The sequence below is a fragment of the Comamonas odontotermitis genome (assembly GCF_020080045.1).
Classification (GTDB): domain Bacteria; phylum Pseudomonadota; class Gammaproteobacteria; order Burkholderiales; family Burkholderiaceae_C; genus Comamonas; species Comamonas odontotermitis.
On sequence record NZ_CP083451.1, the window covers coordinates 949,783 to 962,588 of the forward strand.

The 12,806-nt window shown below is 60.1% G+C and carries 14 protein-coding genes; 9 read left to right on the plus strand and 5 right to left on the minus strand.

The window, feature by feature from the left end; translation table 11 throughout:
- Positions 1 to 49 precede the first annotated feature (49 nt).
- On the plus strand, positions 50 to 1,366 hold the full coding sequence (gene serS / locus LAD35_RS04425) for a serine--tRNA ligase (RefSeq protein ID WP_224151502.1): 1,317 nt from the start codon (positions 50 to 52) through the stop codon (positions 1,364 to 1,366).
- Between the two features lie 127 nt (positions 1,367 to 1,493).
- On the opposite strand, the gene LAD35_RS04430 is transcribed toward serS, so the two are convergent.
- From LAD35_RS04430 to LAD35_RS04445, 4 genes are all read right to left on the minus strand, one after another.
- Positions 1,494 to 2,243 carry a type 1 glutamine amidotransferase gene (locus LAD35_RS04430; protein WP_224151503.1) on the minus strand — a complete coding sequence of 250 codons (750 nt, stop codon included), beginning with the start codon at positions 2,241 to 2,243 and terminating at the stop codon, positions 1,494 to 1,496.
- Between the two features lie 103 nt (positions 2,244 to 2,346).
- Positions 2,347 to 3,636 carry a type II toxin-antitoxin system HipA family toxin gene (locus LAD35_RS04435; protein WP_224151504.1) on the minus strand — a complete coding sequence of 430 codons (1,290 nt, stop codon included), beginning with the start codon at positions 3,634 to 3,636 and terminating at the stop codon, positions 2,347 to 2,349.
- Positions 3,629 to 4,108, minus strand: coding sequence for a helix-turn-helix transcriptional regulator (locus tag LAD35_RS04440; protein ID WP_224151505.1), 480 nt, complete (start codon positions 4,106 to 4,108; stop codon positions 3,629 to 3,631). The genes LAD35_RS04435 and LAD35_RS04440 overlap by 8 nt, the downstream gene beginning before the upstream one ends.
- Before the next feature lie 233 nt (positions 4,109 to 4,341).
- Positions 4,342 to 4,839, minus strand: a complete 498-nt coding sequence (locus LAD35_RS04445; protein ID WP_224151506.1) for a ribosomal protein L7/L12 — start codon at positions 4,837 to 4,839, stop codon at positions 4,342 to 4,344.
- Positions 4,840 to 5,025: 186 nt separating this feature from the next.
- Here LAD35_RS04445 and LAD35_RS04450 point away from each other — a divergent pair, with 186 nt between their 5' ends.
- Positions 5,026 to 5,316, plus strand: a complete 291-nt coding sequence (locus tag LAD35_RS04450; protein WP_224151507.1) for a YkvA family protein — start codon at positions 5,026 to 5,028, stop codon at positions 5,314 to 5,316.
- Positions 5,317 to 5,431: 115 nt separating this feature from the next.
- On the opposite strand, the gene LAD35_RS04455 is transcribed toward LAD35_RS04450, so the two are convergent.
- Positions 5,432 to 6,346, minus strand: a complete 915-nt coding sequence (locus LAD35_RS04455; RefSeq protein ID WP_224151508.1) for an NAD(P)-dependent oxidoreductase — start codon at positions 6,344 to 6,346, stop codon at positions 5,432 to 5,434.
- A gap of 251 nt (positions 6,347 to 6,597) precedes the next feature.
- Here LAD35_RS04455 and LAD35_RS04460 point away from each other — a divergent pair, with 251 nt between their 5' ends.
- The 7 genes from LAD35_RS04460 to era all read left to right on the plus strand — a co-directional run bounded on the left by LAD35_RS04460 (position 6,598) and on the right by era (position 12,798).
- On the plus strand, positions 6,598 to 7,080 hold the full coding sequence (locus tag LAD35_RS04460; protein ID WP_224151509.1) for a DUF2501 domain-containing protein: 483 nt from the start codon (positions 6,598 to 6,600) through the stop codon (positions 7,078 to 7,080).
- 214 nt (positions 7,081 to 7,294) lie between these two features.
- Positions 7,295 to 7,666 (plus strand): VOC family protein, encoded by a 372-nt coding sequence (locus LAD35_RS04465; protein ID WP_224151510.1) that lies wholly within the window; start codon positions 7,295 to 7,297, stop codon positions 7,664 to 7,666.
- A gap of 193 nt (positions 7,667 to 7,859) precedes the next feature.
- The gene (lepA, locus tag LAD35_RS04470) at positions 7,860 to 9,668 is read left to right on the plus strand and encodes a translation elongation factor 4 (RefSeq protein WP_224151511.1); all 1,809 of its coding nucleotides are present in this window, start codon (positions 7,860 to 7,862) and stop codon (positions 9,666 to 9,668) included.
- A gap of 12 nt (positions 9,669 to 9,680) precedes the next feature.
- Positions 9,681 to 10,649: a signal peptidase I gene (lepB, locus tag LAD35_RS04475; RefSeq protein WP_224151512.1), complete on the plus strand. Its 969-nt coding sequence runs from the start codon at positions 9,681 to 9,683 to the stop codon at positions 10,647 to 10,649.
- 25 nt (positions 10,650 to 10,674) lie between these two features.
- Positions 10,675 to 11,043, plus strand: coding sequence for a DUF4845 domain-containing protein (locus LAD35_RS04480; protein ID WP_224151513.1), 369 nt, complete (start codon positions 10,675 to 10,677; stop codon positions 11,041 to 11,043).
- The gene (gene rnc / locus LAD35_RS04485) at positions 11,044 to 11,727 is read left to right on the plus strand and encodes a ribonuclease III (protein WP_224151514.1); all 684 of its coding nucleotides are present in this window, start codon (positions 11,044 to 11,046) and stop codon (positions 11,725 to 11,727) included.
- A gap of 78 nt (positions 11,728 to 11,805) precedes the next feature.
- Entirely contained in the window at positions 11,806 to 12,798 is a 993-nt protein-coding gene (era, locus tag LAD35_RS04490) for a GTPase Era (RefSeq protein WP_317986742.1), read from the plus strand.
- The last annotated feature ends 8 nt before the right edge of the window (positions 12,799 to 12,806 follow it).

Genomic DNA, 12,806 nt, shown 5'->3' on the forward strand with positions numbered 1-12,806 from the left:
TGCCCACCGGCCCTCCACCGCGAATTGCCAAGAATTCCAAGAGGACACCATGCTCGATATTCAGCTACTTCGCAAAGACCTGGACGCGGTCGTCGCACGCCTGCAGACCCGCAAGAACCCCCAGGCATTTTTGAACGTTGACGCTTTCAAGACGCTGGAGGCGGAGCGCAAGACCATCCAGACCCGTACCGAAGAGCTGCAAAGCAAGCGCAACCAGCTGTCCAAGCAGATCGGCATGCTGATGGGCAAGGGCGAGAAGGATGCTGCCGAAGCCGCCAAGGCCGAAGTGGCCGCCATGAAGACCGAGCTGGAGCAATCGGCTGCGCGCCTTGACCAGATTCAGGCCGAGTTGCAGGCCATGCTGGTGGCGGTGCCTAATCTGCCGCACGAATCGGTGCCTGTAGGCGCCGATGAGGAGGGCAATGTGGAAGTGCGCCGCTGGGGTACGCCCAAGGCCTTTGATTTCGAGATCAAGGACCATGTGGACCTGGGCACGCCGCTGGGGCTGGATTTTGAATCGGGCGTCAAGCTGGCCGGTTCGCGCTTTACGGTGATGAAGGGCCAGATCGCTCGCCTGCACCGTGCGCTGGCGCAGTTCATGCTCGATACGCAGACCGGCGACCATGGCTATACCGAGTGCTATGTGCCCTATATCGTCAACAGCGATTCGCTCAAGGGTACTGGCCAGTTGCCTAAGTTCGAGCAAGACCTGTTTGCTGCCAAGAAGGGCGGCCAGGATGCAGAGCCGGTGCCAGATACCTCGGCGCTGTACCTGATCCCGACCTCCGAAGTGCCGCTCACCAACCTGGTGCGCGACGAAGTGCTGGCCGAAGACCAGTTGCCCATCAAGCTGACCGCGCACAGCCCGTGCTTCCGCTCGGAAGCAGGATCGGCCGGTCGCGACACGCGCGGCCTGATTCGCCAGCACCAGTTCGACAAGGTGGAGATGGTGCAAATCGTCCATCCCGACAAGAGCTATGAGGCTCTGGAAGAGATGACCACCCACGCCGAGCATGTGCTGCAGAAGCTCGGCCTGCCTTACCGGGTGATGAGCCTGTGCACCGGCGACATGGGCTTTGGCGCCGCCAAGACCTATGACCTGGAAGTGTGGGTGCCTGCACAGAATACCTACCGGGAAATCAGCTCGGTGAGCAACTGTGAAGCCTTCCAGGCGCGTCGCATGCAGGCCCGCTTCAAGAATGCGCAAGGCAAGAACGAGCTGGTGCACACCTTGAACGGATCGGGACTGGCCGTGGGCCGCACCCTGGTAGCTGTGCTGGAGAACTGCCAGAACGCCGACGGTTCGATCACCGTGCCGGAAGTCCTGCGTTCGTACATGGGTGGTGTGGCCGTACTGAAGGTGTAAGCCTTTTTCGGCCCACCCATCTGTAAAGCCGGTGCAGCGATGCACCGGCTTTTGCTTTGTGTGATGTTGGCCAGAGGGCCGGTGCGGTGGCGTCGAAGGGGGGGCCAGGCGCAGCAGCCTTCCATGCTCATGCCAGCGCCAGACGTGCCGCTCCCCACATGGGCGTGAAAAACAGGCGAGGGCGCTGCAACTGTGCAGTCCAGGCGCTGTAGGTACGCTCTGCGATCTGGTGCAATTGGTCGATATGCGTGGGCAACTGCGCCAGTATCTGCGTCCTGGTCTGCACGGCTGGGCCACCCGCTTCGCGTAGCTCGGGCGCTCCTTCATTGCACCAGTCGCGCACGCTCTGGGCTGTGACCTCCAGATGGCCTTGAAAAGCCCAGTGCGGGCCATGCACAAAGCCTTTGTTCAGGCAGTGGCTGCCGTACATGGTGCGGGTGGCGCCTTGCGGGATCTCAAAGGTGTCGTAGTGCCAGTTGAAGATGGTGGCCTGTGCGGGCAAATCCATGCGTGCCTGCGCGTGCGGCGTGATCCAGACGCGGCTCCACCCGATATTGGCGCAGGGGTTGCGCCACACGCGCGCGCCCATGGCACGGGCCAGCATCTGCGCGCCAAAGCAGTGGCCGAGCACGGGCACGTCACCGGCCAGCGCGTTTTGCAGCAGGCAGCGCTCTTGCTCGATCCAGCGCAGCTGCTCATTGGCGCAGTGGTTGCTGCCCAGCACGACGATGCCACGGTAGTCACGCGCACGCATGGGAGTTTTGCCCTCATCGCAGGGGGCGATCAGCTCGTAGGAGATACCGCGCTGCCGCAGATGATCGAGCAATACGCCGGGGCCTTGCGAGGTTTCATGCTGGAGGATGGCGACAGGTTTCATACATGGAGGCTTGGTATGCAAGCCCTTGGTGGAGAGGCCTCCAATGTAGGAACACTGCCATTTAGCGCGTATCTAGACTGCGCAGGGTGCTATCAAGATTGCATCAAGGTACCGAGACTGAGGTACTGGCTGTGAGGCACGCCTTGCGTTGCAGGTGAAGTGCATTGCGGTCAATGCTGGCGTGCAGCAGCTCCATGTCTGCTGCGCACACGCCGGACTGCTCAAAATGCGCGTGCCATCCATCCACCACTTGGGCTACCTGCTGAACCAGTGCTATGGCGCGCTGCCTTTTGATGCCGAAATCGTTGATTTCGGTCAATGCGTTTTCGAAGGAGGACTCCGAGCCCATGCGGCCCACGGTCATCGCTTGGTAGCCCAGGTTCTGCAGGCTGGGCACTACGTCATAGGCGGGTGTCAGGTCATAGTAGCCATCGGCCAGGTTCAGGCTGATGCTGTGGTTGCGTTCGTGGTCGTCGGTGTTGTCCATCAGGATATTGAACACCATGCGTTTGAACAGCTCTTCGCGCATGGCCACCTGCCGCTCAGGATGGCCCAGGCGAAGCAAGATGGTGGCCAGGGCGCTGTAGCTTTCAGGCAGGCTGGCGGCTCGCAGCGCGGTTTTGGCAGACAGGCAGTGCACGCGGTACGGGGCTGCGCGGTCAAAACGTTCAATGGTGAGTGCATGCCGTGCCTTGCCATGGCGCGAAGGCAGCGGCAGTACACCGGTGGCTGCAGCCCGAATGCCTGCCTTGGCGGCGAGTGTCATGGTGGCGTGCTCGATCAGGGGCGTGTCTACCGGGTCGTCCAGCTCGCTGAACTTGATGACGCAGGTGCCTTGCTCCGTCTGCAGCAAAGCCTTGGGGCGCGCACCACCCAGGGTGACACCGGGCTGCACCAGGCGCCGAATGTCGGGCGTGATGGGGGCCTGGGCCTGCACATCTTCGACTGCAGCTGCCAGCTGAGCCACATCCTGCAGGCGGGGGTAAGGGCCGAGAGCGCGTGGAATGTATTGGTCTGCCGAGACGGAAACACCCAAGGCGCCAAAACGGTCGTCGCCAGCAAACAGCAGCATTTCCAGAATCGACAGGCGGGCAGGCCGGTCGATATGCCGGATGATGCGCTCGCCCCAGCGGTCGGGGCGGGCGTCATCTATCGCCCCGGGGGCGCTGGCTGGCTCTCCGGCGCTGAAAAGCTGGTTGGCTACGATGGGCAGGTCTTCGCTGAGCGGAAAGTTCCACCACGGCGGTGCGTAGACGAAGGTGGCGCAATCAGGCACCAGTTGTGACAGGCCCAGCGTACCTACCAGCACAGGTGCTGCAGGGTTCACCAAGGCCCATACATACAACTGGTCCTGCGGCAGGTAGCTGCGGGCATTGATGCTGGGTTCAGCCATCGTGCTTCTTGCTGGTGGATCCGGCCATCAGGGCGGCCAGGCCCTGGGCCGTGGACCAGGCTTTGGCGGGTTCGGCCACTCGGGGTGGGTGTTGGCCCGTGACCGGGTTGGCTGCGGGGGGCTTGCGTGCCCCGGGCGCGGAGTATGGCGAGTTTGCAGGCCTGCGTTTGGCGCGAACCTTGGCCACTTCCTTCTCCAGCGCCGCGTGGTCGTTCAGGGGGGCTACCAGATCGGCCAGGCCCTGGGCCCGGTTGATCAGCCACATGCACATCACGTACGAGGCCATGGCAACAGAGGGGTCCCCGCGCTCGATGCGAGCCATGGTGGGCTGGGAGATGCCGAGTTTCTTCGCCCATTGCGCCTGCGATTCCCCGCGGCGCTTTCGCGCGATGGCGATATTGTGCGCCAGCTGTTCAATCTGCTGGAGCACCGCTTGGGGATAGTCGGCAGGCGATGTGTTCTGACGCGGCATTCATAGATAGTACTATTTTTCTTACTTTATGTATATCTATGAATATTTTATCGGAGGATATCGCTGGATGCCTGGCGCGATAAAATATGCTTGGAAATATTCATAAAAGATGAAATTTTGAATGAATTAATTCTTCTATGAATAAATTGAGGCTGCAGTACTCTATATGGATGCAGGTGCACGATGCGTTTCGGCAATTCTTCATGAACGGGTCAATGGCTTGCCTGCATCTGCTACAGCAGCCCAAAATACCAGCAAGCAGCGGCCGCCAGCCCTGCCATCACCAGTCCGATCAACGCAAGCTGGACTGCTGATGTGCCTTGTGTGCGTCCGGGTTCGTAACCCGGTTGTTGCCATGCGGCGCCGGGCGCAGAGTGCGCGTCGCCGGCGGGGCGGGCAGCATGGGTTTCGAGGCCGGTGGCCTGCCACTGCTGCGGATCACCGGATTCAACGCGGTCCTTGGCTTCTTTCAGACCGATACCGGTCGCGTCCTTGAGCAATTTGATCGCCGCGAGCTTGTCGCCCCGGGCCAGTGCTGCTTCGATCGCGGGCGCCAGTTGCTGGCGTGTCGCGCTGTCCACTGCGAGTTGCTCGCCATCCAGCATATCCTCCAGCATGGCCTTGGCTTCTGCCAGACCCAGGCCGGTCGCTTCGCGCAGTTGCTTGATGGCTTGCACTTTGTCTCCACGTCGCCAGGTGGCTTCGATGTCAGGCTGGATGGGTAATGTCATGATCGGTTTTGCTATTAAATAAGGAGCTATTGCAGCCATAGGGTGTGCGCTGCAGGCCGGTTTCATCAAGAAGTCTTGCCGTTCGCAGGTCTGGAAGGCTTGTAAAAATATACACAGACTCTTGTCATCCTGCAGCCAGCCCGCACGTTAGAGTCTCGTCCGTTTCATTTTGAAGGAGTCTGCGCCATGTGGAAGCTCGGTCGCCTGCTGACAATGTTTCGCAAAGAATTGCTGCTTGCCTGGGCCGTGCTGCGGGATCCGCGTGCGCCCAAGGTCGCCAAGCTAGTGACGGTACTGGCGGCGTTGTACGTGATCAGCCCCATTGATCTGGTCTCGGACTTCATTCCCGTGCTTGGCTGGCTGGATGACGGCGTGATCGCATATCTGCTGCTGCAACTGGCCTTGCGGTTTTTGCCGGAGGAGTTGCTGGCTTCGCTGCGTGCACGTGTGGACGCGCGGACCGCGGCCGCGCGCTGAATGCTCTCCGTTCGCAATCCTGTCAATTGATAGCTCATTGCGTCCGCCAGTAAAGCGCAAAGGCCTGCAGAGTGACTCAGCAGGCCTTTTTAATGGGGTTTCCATCTGTGCAGGTTCAACCCGGTGTCCAGCCTTTGGGAACCCGCGGCTTGTCGATCCGGGCCAGCTCGCACACCACATCGGCCATTCCGGAGAAATCGATGCTGCCGTGCTGGCTGGCGCGCGCCAGGCTGTAGCTTTCGTGCACGGCAGCGGCCACCGGCATGGGTACCTTCGTGGCGTGCGCGGCATTCACCACCAGCGACATGTCCTTGTGTGCCAGGTCGATCGTAAATCCGGGCGTGGTGTCACCCACCAGCACCTTGTTGGCAAAGTTCATGCGCAACTGCCCGTTGGTGGCGGAGGTACCCAGCAGCACTTGCAGGGTTTTGGTGATGTCCAGCCCAAAGCGCTGCGACAGGGCCAGCGCCTCGGCGTTCACCTGCGTCAGGCTGACGGCCACATAGTTGTTGACCAGCTTGGTGCGGCCTCCCGTACCTACCGGGCCGCAATGGTGTGTGGTGGTGCCCATGGCGTCCAGCAGGGGTTTGACCCGTGCAAAATCTGCATCGCTTGCGCCTACCATGAAGAGGGATTCTCCCCGATCCGCATGCTCGGCAAGGCGCCCCACAGGCGCGTCCACCACCGACAGGCCCTTGGCAGCAGCAAGACGGGCCAGCTTGTCGGTTGCCAGTGGATCGATGGTGCTCATGTCCATCAGGATGGCGCCTGGCCTTGCATTGGCAAATATGCCGTCGGCTGCCAGTGCCAGCAGCTCCACTTCGACGGACGAGGGCAACATGGTGATGACAATGGCGCAATCCCGCGCAATATCGGCCACCGACGCGGCCTCGGCACCCATGGCCGTCAGATCGTTCACGGCGGTCTGGTTCAGGTCATGGACCTTCAGCGCAAATCCCTTTTTCACCAAATTGGCCGCCATGGACTTGCCCATGCGCCCCAAGCCGATAAAGCCGATCCTGTCTGCCATTGTGTATCTCCTTGTTGCTATGGGCGGATGATGCGGGAGCGGGATAGCTTGCCCCTGTCAAAAACAAGACAGCGCACAGAAACGCCTGGCGGGTTGCATGCATGGATGTGCCGTGAAGCGTGGGGGCCTACAGGTTCTTACACGCTGGTGTGGGGTTTGCAAACTTCCACATTTGCAGCGCCCACCTTCGTGCTACGGTAATCCCCTCGGGCGGAAACAGGCCGCCAACGTACTGGGAAAGGACCAACACCATGAAGAAACTTGCAACCTCCGCCTTTTTGCTGGCTGCCCTGGGCAGCGTCGGATTTGCGGCCCAGGCTTCGGGGCTGGGCGATGCGGTCAAGGGGCAGTTGAGCGGTGCCACGGGTTCCAGCGGCAGTTCGTCATCGGCGGCCTCTGCGCTGAGCGGTGCACTGGGTGGTGGCGACGCATCGTCGCTCTCGGCCCTGGGTCTGACAGGTTCTGGCACGGCAAGCAATGCTGCAGGCGTGATTACCTACTGCATGAAGAACAACTACCTGAATGCCGACAAGGCTGCGCAGATGAAGAACCAGTTGCTTGGCAAGATCGGCCTGGGCCAGAAGGAAGAGCCCAAGGATGAGGGCTATGCCAGCGGGCTGGCAGGCATGATCAAGGGTGCCAATGGCCAGTCGTTCAGTCTCGACAGCATCAAGGGCAAGGCCAAGGAAAAGGCCTGTGATCTTGTGCTCGACAACGCCAAGTCGCTGCTGTAAGCAGGGATCAACCGGGCGCAGGCCACTGAGAAAAGCAGCCAGCAGGTCGAAAACCGTGCTGGCTTTTTTCATGGGGCGGTCGCGTGGAGGACCAGCGCACCGGCCATGCAGTTTCTGCATGAAGATCAGCACGCTGGAAATGCATCGGGGTGGAGAAGCTTGCGCGTTGATGCAAAGGCGGTGATGCTGGTGGCTATCCAGACAGGCGGTACCTATGAAATTCGAATCGGTCTCTCCCATCTTTTCGGTCACAGATCTGCAGCAGTCGATGGACTTCTATCGGGATGTGCTTGGATTTGACGTAGCCTGGTCCTGGGGTGACCCACCAGATATTGCCGCTGTGTGCCGGGACTGCGTAGAAATCACGCTGATACAGCGCGCAGGAGCCAGTCCAGCTGGTGCTTCGCACGCCTGTTTGCGGGTCTCGGAAGTAGATGCCTACTACCAGGGGCTTGTGGAAGCTGGCGCCAGGATTGTCGTTCCCATTGGAGACCGTCCGTATGGCATGCGCGATTTCCGTATGGCCGACCCCAGTGGCAATGAGTTGTCAATTGGGCAGATCATTGCCGGAGAACATCAGGCCTAGAAGTGTGGAGCCACAGGGCTAGGCAGGGCGAGGTCCTTTTCCGGATCGTGAAAATGCGGTTGCCGTGCCAGCAGGCTTGGGGTGCTTTGCTTTTTGCCTACAATGCTTGCTTTCGGCTGGCTTTGCCCGCCGCTTTGGCGTGCCCGCCGTTGGGAAGCAACTGCTTCTCCGGCCTTTCTATTGTTGTTAGTTGATGCAGCACATTCGTAATTTTTCCATCATTGCCCACATTGACCATGGCAAATCCACTTTGGCGGATCGCTTGATCCAGCGCTGCGGGGGCCTGGCCGAACGCGAGATGGAGGCCCAGGTGCTGGACTCGATGGACATCGAGAAAGAGCGCGGTATCACCATCAAGGCCCAGACAGCCGCGCTACAGTACAAGGCCAAGGATGGTCAGGTCTACAACCTGAACCTGATCGACACCCCCGGCCACGTGGACTTTTCCTACGAAGTGAGCCGTTCCCTGTCTGCCTGCGAAGGTGCGCTGCTGGTAGTGGATGCCTCGCAGGGCGTTGAAGCGCAGACCGTGGCCAACTGCTACACCGCGCTCGATCTGGGCGTGGAAGTGATGGCCGTGCTCAACAAGATGGACCTGCCCCAGGCCGATCCGGACAATGCCAAGGCCGAAATCGAGGATGTGATCGGTATCGACGCGAGCGATGCCATTCCTTGCTCGGCCAAGACCGGCATGGGCGTCGACGAGATCCTGGAGGCGGTCGTAGCCAAGGTGCCACCACCCAAGGGCAAGCCTGATGCCCCGCTGCGTGCGATGATCATCGACAGCTGGTTCGACACCTACGTCGGCGTGGTGATGCTGGTGCGCGTGGTCGATGGGGAACTGAAAAAGGGTGAGCGCTTCAAGATGATGGCCAGCGGCGCCGCTTATGAGGCCAACAACGTCGGCGTGTTCACCCCCGCCAACCAGCCGCGCGAGTCGCTCAGGGCGGGGGAGGTGGGCTACATCATTGCCGGCATCAAGGAATTGAAGGCTGCCAAGGTGGGTGACACCATCACGCTGGAAAAGAAGCTGCCCAACAATCTGGGCCCTGCCAGCGAGGCGCTGCCGGGCTTCAAGGAAATCAAGCCCCAGGTGTTTGCGGGGCTCTACCCGACCGAAGCGTCCGAATACGACCAGCTTCGTGATGCGCTGGAAAAGCTGCAGCTCAACGATTCGTCGCTGCAGTTCGAGCCCGAAGTCTCGCAGGCGCTGGGCTTTGGCTTTCGCTGCGGCTTTCTGGGCCTGCTGCACATGGAAATCGTGCAGGAGCGCCTGGAGCGCGAGTTCGACCAGGATCTGATCACCACCGCGCCCAGCGTGGTCTACCAGGTGGTCAAGGGCGATGGCGAGGTCATCGATGTGGAAAACCCATCGAAGATGCCCGAAACCGGCCGCATCGAAGAGGTGCGCGAACCCATCGTGACGGTGCACTTGTACATGCCGCAGGATTACGTGGGCCCGGTCATGACCCTGGCCAACCAGAAGCGCGGCGTGCAGATGAACATGCAGTACCACGGCCGTCAGGTCATGCTGACCTACGAGATGCCGCTGGGCGAGATCGTGCTCGACTTCTTCGACAAGCTCAAGTCGGTGTCGCGCGGGTATGCGTCCATGGACTACGAGTTCAAGGAGTACCGTGCCTCCGATGTGGTCAAGGTCGATATCCTGCTCAATGGCGACAAGGTCGACGCGCTGTCCATCATCGTGCACCGCTCGCAGTCGGTGTACCGGGGCCGGGCCGTGGTGGCAAAGATGCGTGAAATCATCAGCCGCCAGCAGTTCGACGTGGCCATCCAGGCTGCCATCGGCGCCAACATCATTGCGCGGGAGACCGTCAAGGCGCTGCGCAAGAACGTGCTGGCCAAGTGCTATGGCGGCGACATCACGCGTAAGCGCAAGCTGCTCGAAAAGCAGAAGGCGGGTAAGAAACGCATGAAGCAGATCGGCTCGGTGGAAGTGCCGCAAGAGGCATTCCTCGCGATTTTGCAAGTGGAAGAATAATTCAGAAGAACTATGCCAATCCTGACGACACTGATCCTGGCCGCTTTCGTGGGCTATATGGGCGCCTGGTATTCGGGTGCCATTGAAGGCAATTTTGCACTTTTGCTGTTCCTGGCCACTGTGGTGACGGGTGCCTACTGGCTGGCGGAGCGCTTCTACTTTCTGCCCAAGCGCCGCGCTGCGGCGGCCGCGCTCGAGGCATCTGCGGCAGAGCGCAGCTCGCAACTGGCTGCGCAGGGCATTCAGAAAGTGGATGGCCCGGATGTGGCAGAGGCCAAGACGCGTCTCCTGATGCAGCCCTGGTGGCTGGATTGGACCGCAGGCCTGTTCCCGGTCATTGCCGTGGTGTTCATTCTGCGCTCTTTCCTGTTCGAGCCGTTCAAGATTCCATCGGGCTCGATGATTCCCACCCTGCAGGTTGGGGACTTGATTTTGGTCAATAAATTCACCTACGGAGTGCGCCTGCCGGTACTCAACAAGAAAATCACCGAAGGCAATGCCCCCCAGCGTGGGGACGTGATGGTGTTCCGCTACCCACCGCAGCCCAGCATGGATTACATCAAGCGTGTGGTGGGGGTGCCGGGTGATGAGGTTGCCTATATCAACAAGCGCCTGACGATCAACGGCAAGCCCGTGCCCACGACCAACCAGCCCGATTATTTTGAGCAGGATGCAATGCGCTACTTCAAGCAGATTGAAGAGCAGCTGGGCGAGAAGACGCACAGGTCCATCATCAATCCCGATGTGCCCAATTTCGTGCAGGGCGTGACGGACTTCAAGTACAAGGAAAACTGCCGTTACTCGGTGGAAGGCGTGGTCTGCAAGGTGCCTGAGGGGCATTACTTCATGATGGGCGACAACCGCGACAATTCGTTGGATTCCCGTTACTGGGGCTTTGTGCCAGACGCCAATATTGTGGGCAAAGCCTTTTTTGTCTGGATGAATTTCGGTAACATCAAGCGAATTGGGTCATTTAACTAGAACAGCTTTTTGAGAGGGAATGTCTATGCGAGCCAACCAACCCACAACCCGTAGCCGCCAGCGCGGAATGTCCTTCATCGGCCTGGTGCTCTGGGGTTTCATCATTGTGGCGTTGGCAATTGTGGGCAGCAAGGCCGTTCCCATCGTGATCGAGAACATGAACATCAAGAAGGCTGCCATCAAGGCCGCCCGGCAAGGAACGACTGTTCAGGAAGTGCGTGCCATTTATGCACGGGCACAGGCCATTGATGACATGACTTCGGTCAATGACAAGGATCTGGAAGTGACCAAGGACCAGGAAGGCAAGATTGTGGTGTCGTACAGCTATGAGCGCGACATTCCGCTGTACGGGCCGGTGTACTTGGTCTTCCGTTTTAACGATAGTGTGAAATAGGTGGAATCAGAACTCAGCCGATTGCAGGAACGCCTGCAGTACTCTTTCTCGAACGGTGCGTTGCTGCAGCGAGCGGTAACGCACCGTAGTTTTTGTGCAGAGCATAATGAGCGCCTCGAATTTTTGGGCGACTCGGTTCTGGGCCTGGCGGTATCGACCATGCTGTTCCAGAAGCTCAAGACCACGCCGGAAGGCGATCTCTCGCGTATCCGCGCCAACCTCGTCAAGCAAGATACCCTGCACCAGATCGCCCTGCGGCTGGAGCTGGCCAAGGTATTGCGTCTTGGAGAAGGGGAGGCCAAATCCGGCGGGCGCGAGCGGCCTTCGATCCTGGCGGATGCCGTAGAAGCCATCATCGGCGCAGTGTATCTGGATGCCGGTTATACCCAGGCCGAAGAAATCGTGCACCATCTGTACGAGCGCGTCGAGATTTCGCAGCACATGCCAGCTGCCTCCAAAGATGCCAAGACGGCACTTCAGGAGTGGCTGCAGGCGCGCAAGCAGCCGGTGCCTCTGTATGAGGTGACCGGTACCACGGGGGCAGCCCATGCGCAGACTTTCCATGTGGACTGCACCGTGCCGGCCTTCAAGGCCAAGAGCCAGGGCGCGGGCCCGTCGCGCCGCGCAGCAGAGCAGGCGGCTGCCGCCATCATGCTGCAACAATTGCAAACCCAGCACCGCTGAGCTTTTATGACGTCCAAGAAAACACCACCGCAAGTCACCGGCGCAGCGGATGCCTCCCAATTGCCATCGGGCCAGACCATGGCCGACCTCGATGCCATGCTCGCTGCAGCCAAGCCTGGTTCGGCCGTGGCGCGTGCTGCAGATGAACCGGAATCTGCAGAAGTTGCACCCACGGGCCCCCAGCGTTGCGGCCTGATCGCCATCGTCGGCAAGCCCAATGTGGGCAAGTCCACCCTGATGAATGCGCTGGTGGGCCAGAAGATATCGATCACCTCGCGCAAGGCGCAGACCACGCGGCACCGCATCACGGGCATCCGCAGCCGGGACAATACCCAGTTTGTGTTTGTCGACACGCCTGGATTCCAGACCAAGCACTCCACGGCACTGAACAAATCGCTGAACAAGACCGTCATGGGCGCGATTGGCGATGTGGATCTGATCCTGTTCGTGGTGGAGGCGGGCAGCTTCACGCTGGCTGACGCCAAGGTGCTGGGCCTGTTCAAGCCCGGCATTCCCACCTTGCTGATTGCCAACAAGCTCGATAACGTGCACCGCCGCCACGAGATCGCGCCCTGGCTGCAGGGCATGCAGGAGCGCCATCCGTTTGCCGAGTTCGTGCCCATGTCGGCCAAGAACAAGGGTGATATCGAGCGCCTGTTTGGCATCTGTGAGAAATACCTGCCTGAGCAGGCCTGGTTCTATGGCGCAGATGAGCTGACCGACCGCAGCGAAAAGTTTCTGGCGGCCGAGACTGTCCGCGAAAAGCTCTTCCGCTTTACCGGCGACGAGCTGCCCTATACCTCTACCGTGGTCATCGACAAGTTCGACGAAGAACCGAGCAAGGCGCACGGCCGCTTCATGCGCATTGCCGCGACGATTGTGGTGGAGCGCGACGGCCACAAGGCCATGGTGATCGGCGAAAAGGGTGAAAAGCTCAAGCGCATCAGTACCGAAGCACGGCAGGAACTGGAAAAGCTCATGGGTGCCAAGGTGTTCCTCGAAGTCTGGGTCAAGGTCAAATCCGGCTGGGCAGACGATGAGGCACGCGTCAAATCCTTTGGCTACGAGTAAGCAATGCA

Excerpts from the sequence above, each read along its gene's own strand:
- serS (WP_224151502.1), top strand. The coding sequence starts at position 50 with ATGCTCGATATTCAGCTACTTCGCAAAGACCTGGACGCGGTCGTCGCA.
- LAD35_RS04430 (WP_224151503.1), bottom strand. The coding sequence starts at position 2,243 with ATGAAACCTGTCGCCATCCTCCAGCATGAAACCTCGCAAGGCCCCGGC.
- LAD35_RS04435 (WP_224151504.1), bottom strand. The coding sequence starts at position 3,636 with ATGGCTGAACCCAGCATCAATGCCCGCAGCTACCTGCCGCAGGACCAG.
- LAD35_RS04440 (WP_224151505.1), bottom strand. The coding sequence starts at position 4,108 with ATGCCGCGTCAGAACACATCGCCTGCCGACTATCCCCAAGCGGTGCTC.
- LAD35_RS04445 (WP_224151506.1), bottom strand. The coding sequence starts at position 4,839 with ATGACATTACCCATCCAGCCTGACATCGAAGCCACCTGGCGACGTGGA.
- LAD35_RS04450 (WP_224151507.1), top strand. The coding sequence starts at position 5,026 with ATGTGGAAGCTCGGTCGCCTGCTGACAATGTTTCGCAAAGAATTGCTG.
- LAD35_RS04455 (WP_224151508.1), bottom strand. The coding sequence starts at position 6,346 with ATGGCAGACAGGATCGGCTTTATCGGCTTGGGGCGCATGGGCAAGTCC.
- LAD35_RS04460 (WP_224151509.1), top strand. The coding sequence starts at position 6,598 with ATGAAGAAACTTGCAACCTCCGCCTTTTTGCTGGCTGCCCTGGGCAGC.
- LAD35_RS04465 (WP_224151510.1), top strand. The coding sequence starts at position 7,295 with ATGAAATTCGAATCGGTCTCTCCCATCTTTTCGGTCACAGATCTGCAG.
- lepA (WP_224151511.1), top strand. The coding sequence starts at position 7,860 with ATGCAGCACATTCGTAATTTTTCCATCATTGCCCACATTGACCATGGC.
- lepB (WP_224151512.1), top strand. The coding sequence starts at position 9,681 with ATGCCAATCCTGACGACACTGATCCTGGCCGCTTTCGTGGGCTATATG.
- LAD35_RS04480 (WP_224151513.1), top strand. The coding sequence starts at position 10,675 with ATGCGAGCCAACCAACCCACAACCCGTAGCCGCCAGCGCGGAATGTCC.
- era (WP_317986742.1), top strand. The coding sequence starts at position 11,806 with ATGGCCGACCTCGATGCCATGCTCGCTGCAGCCAAGCCTGGTTCGGCC.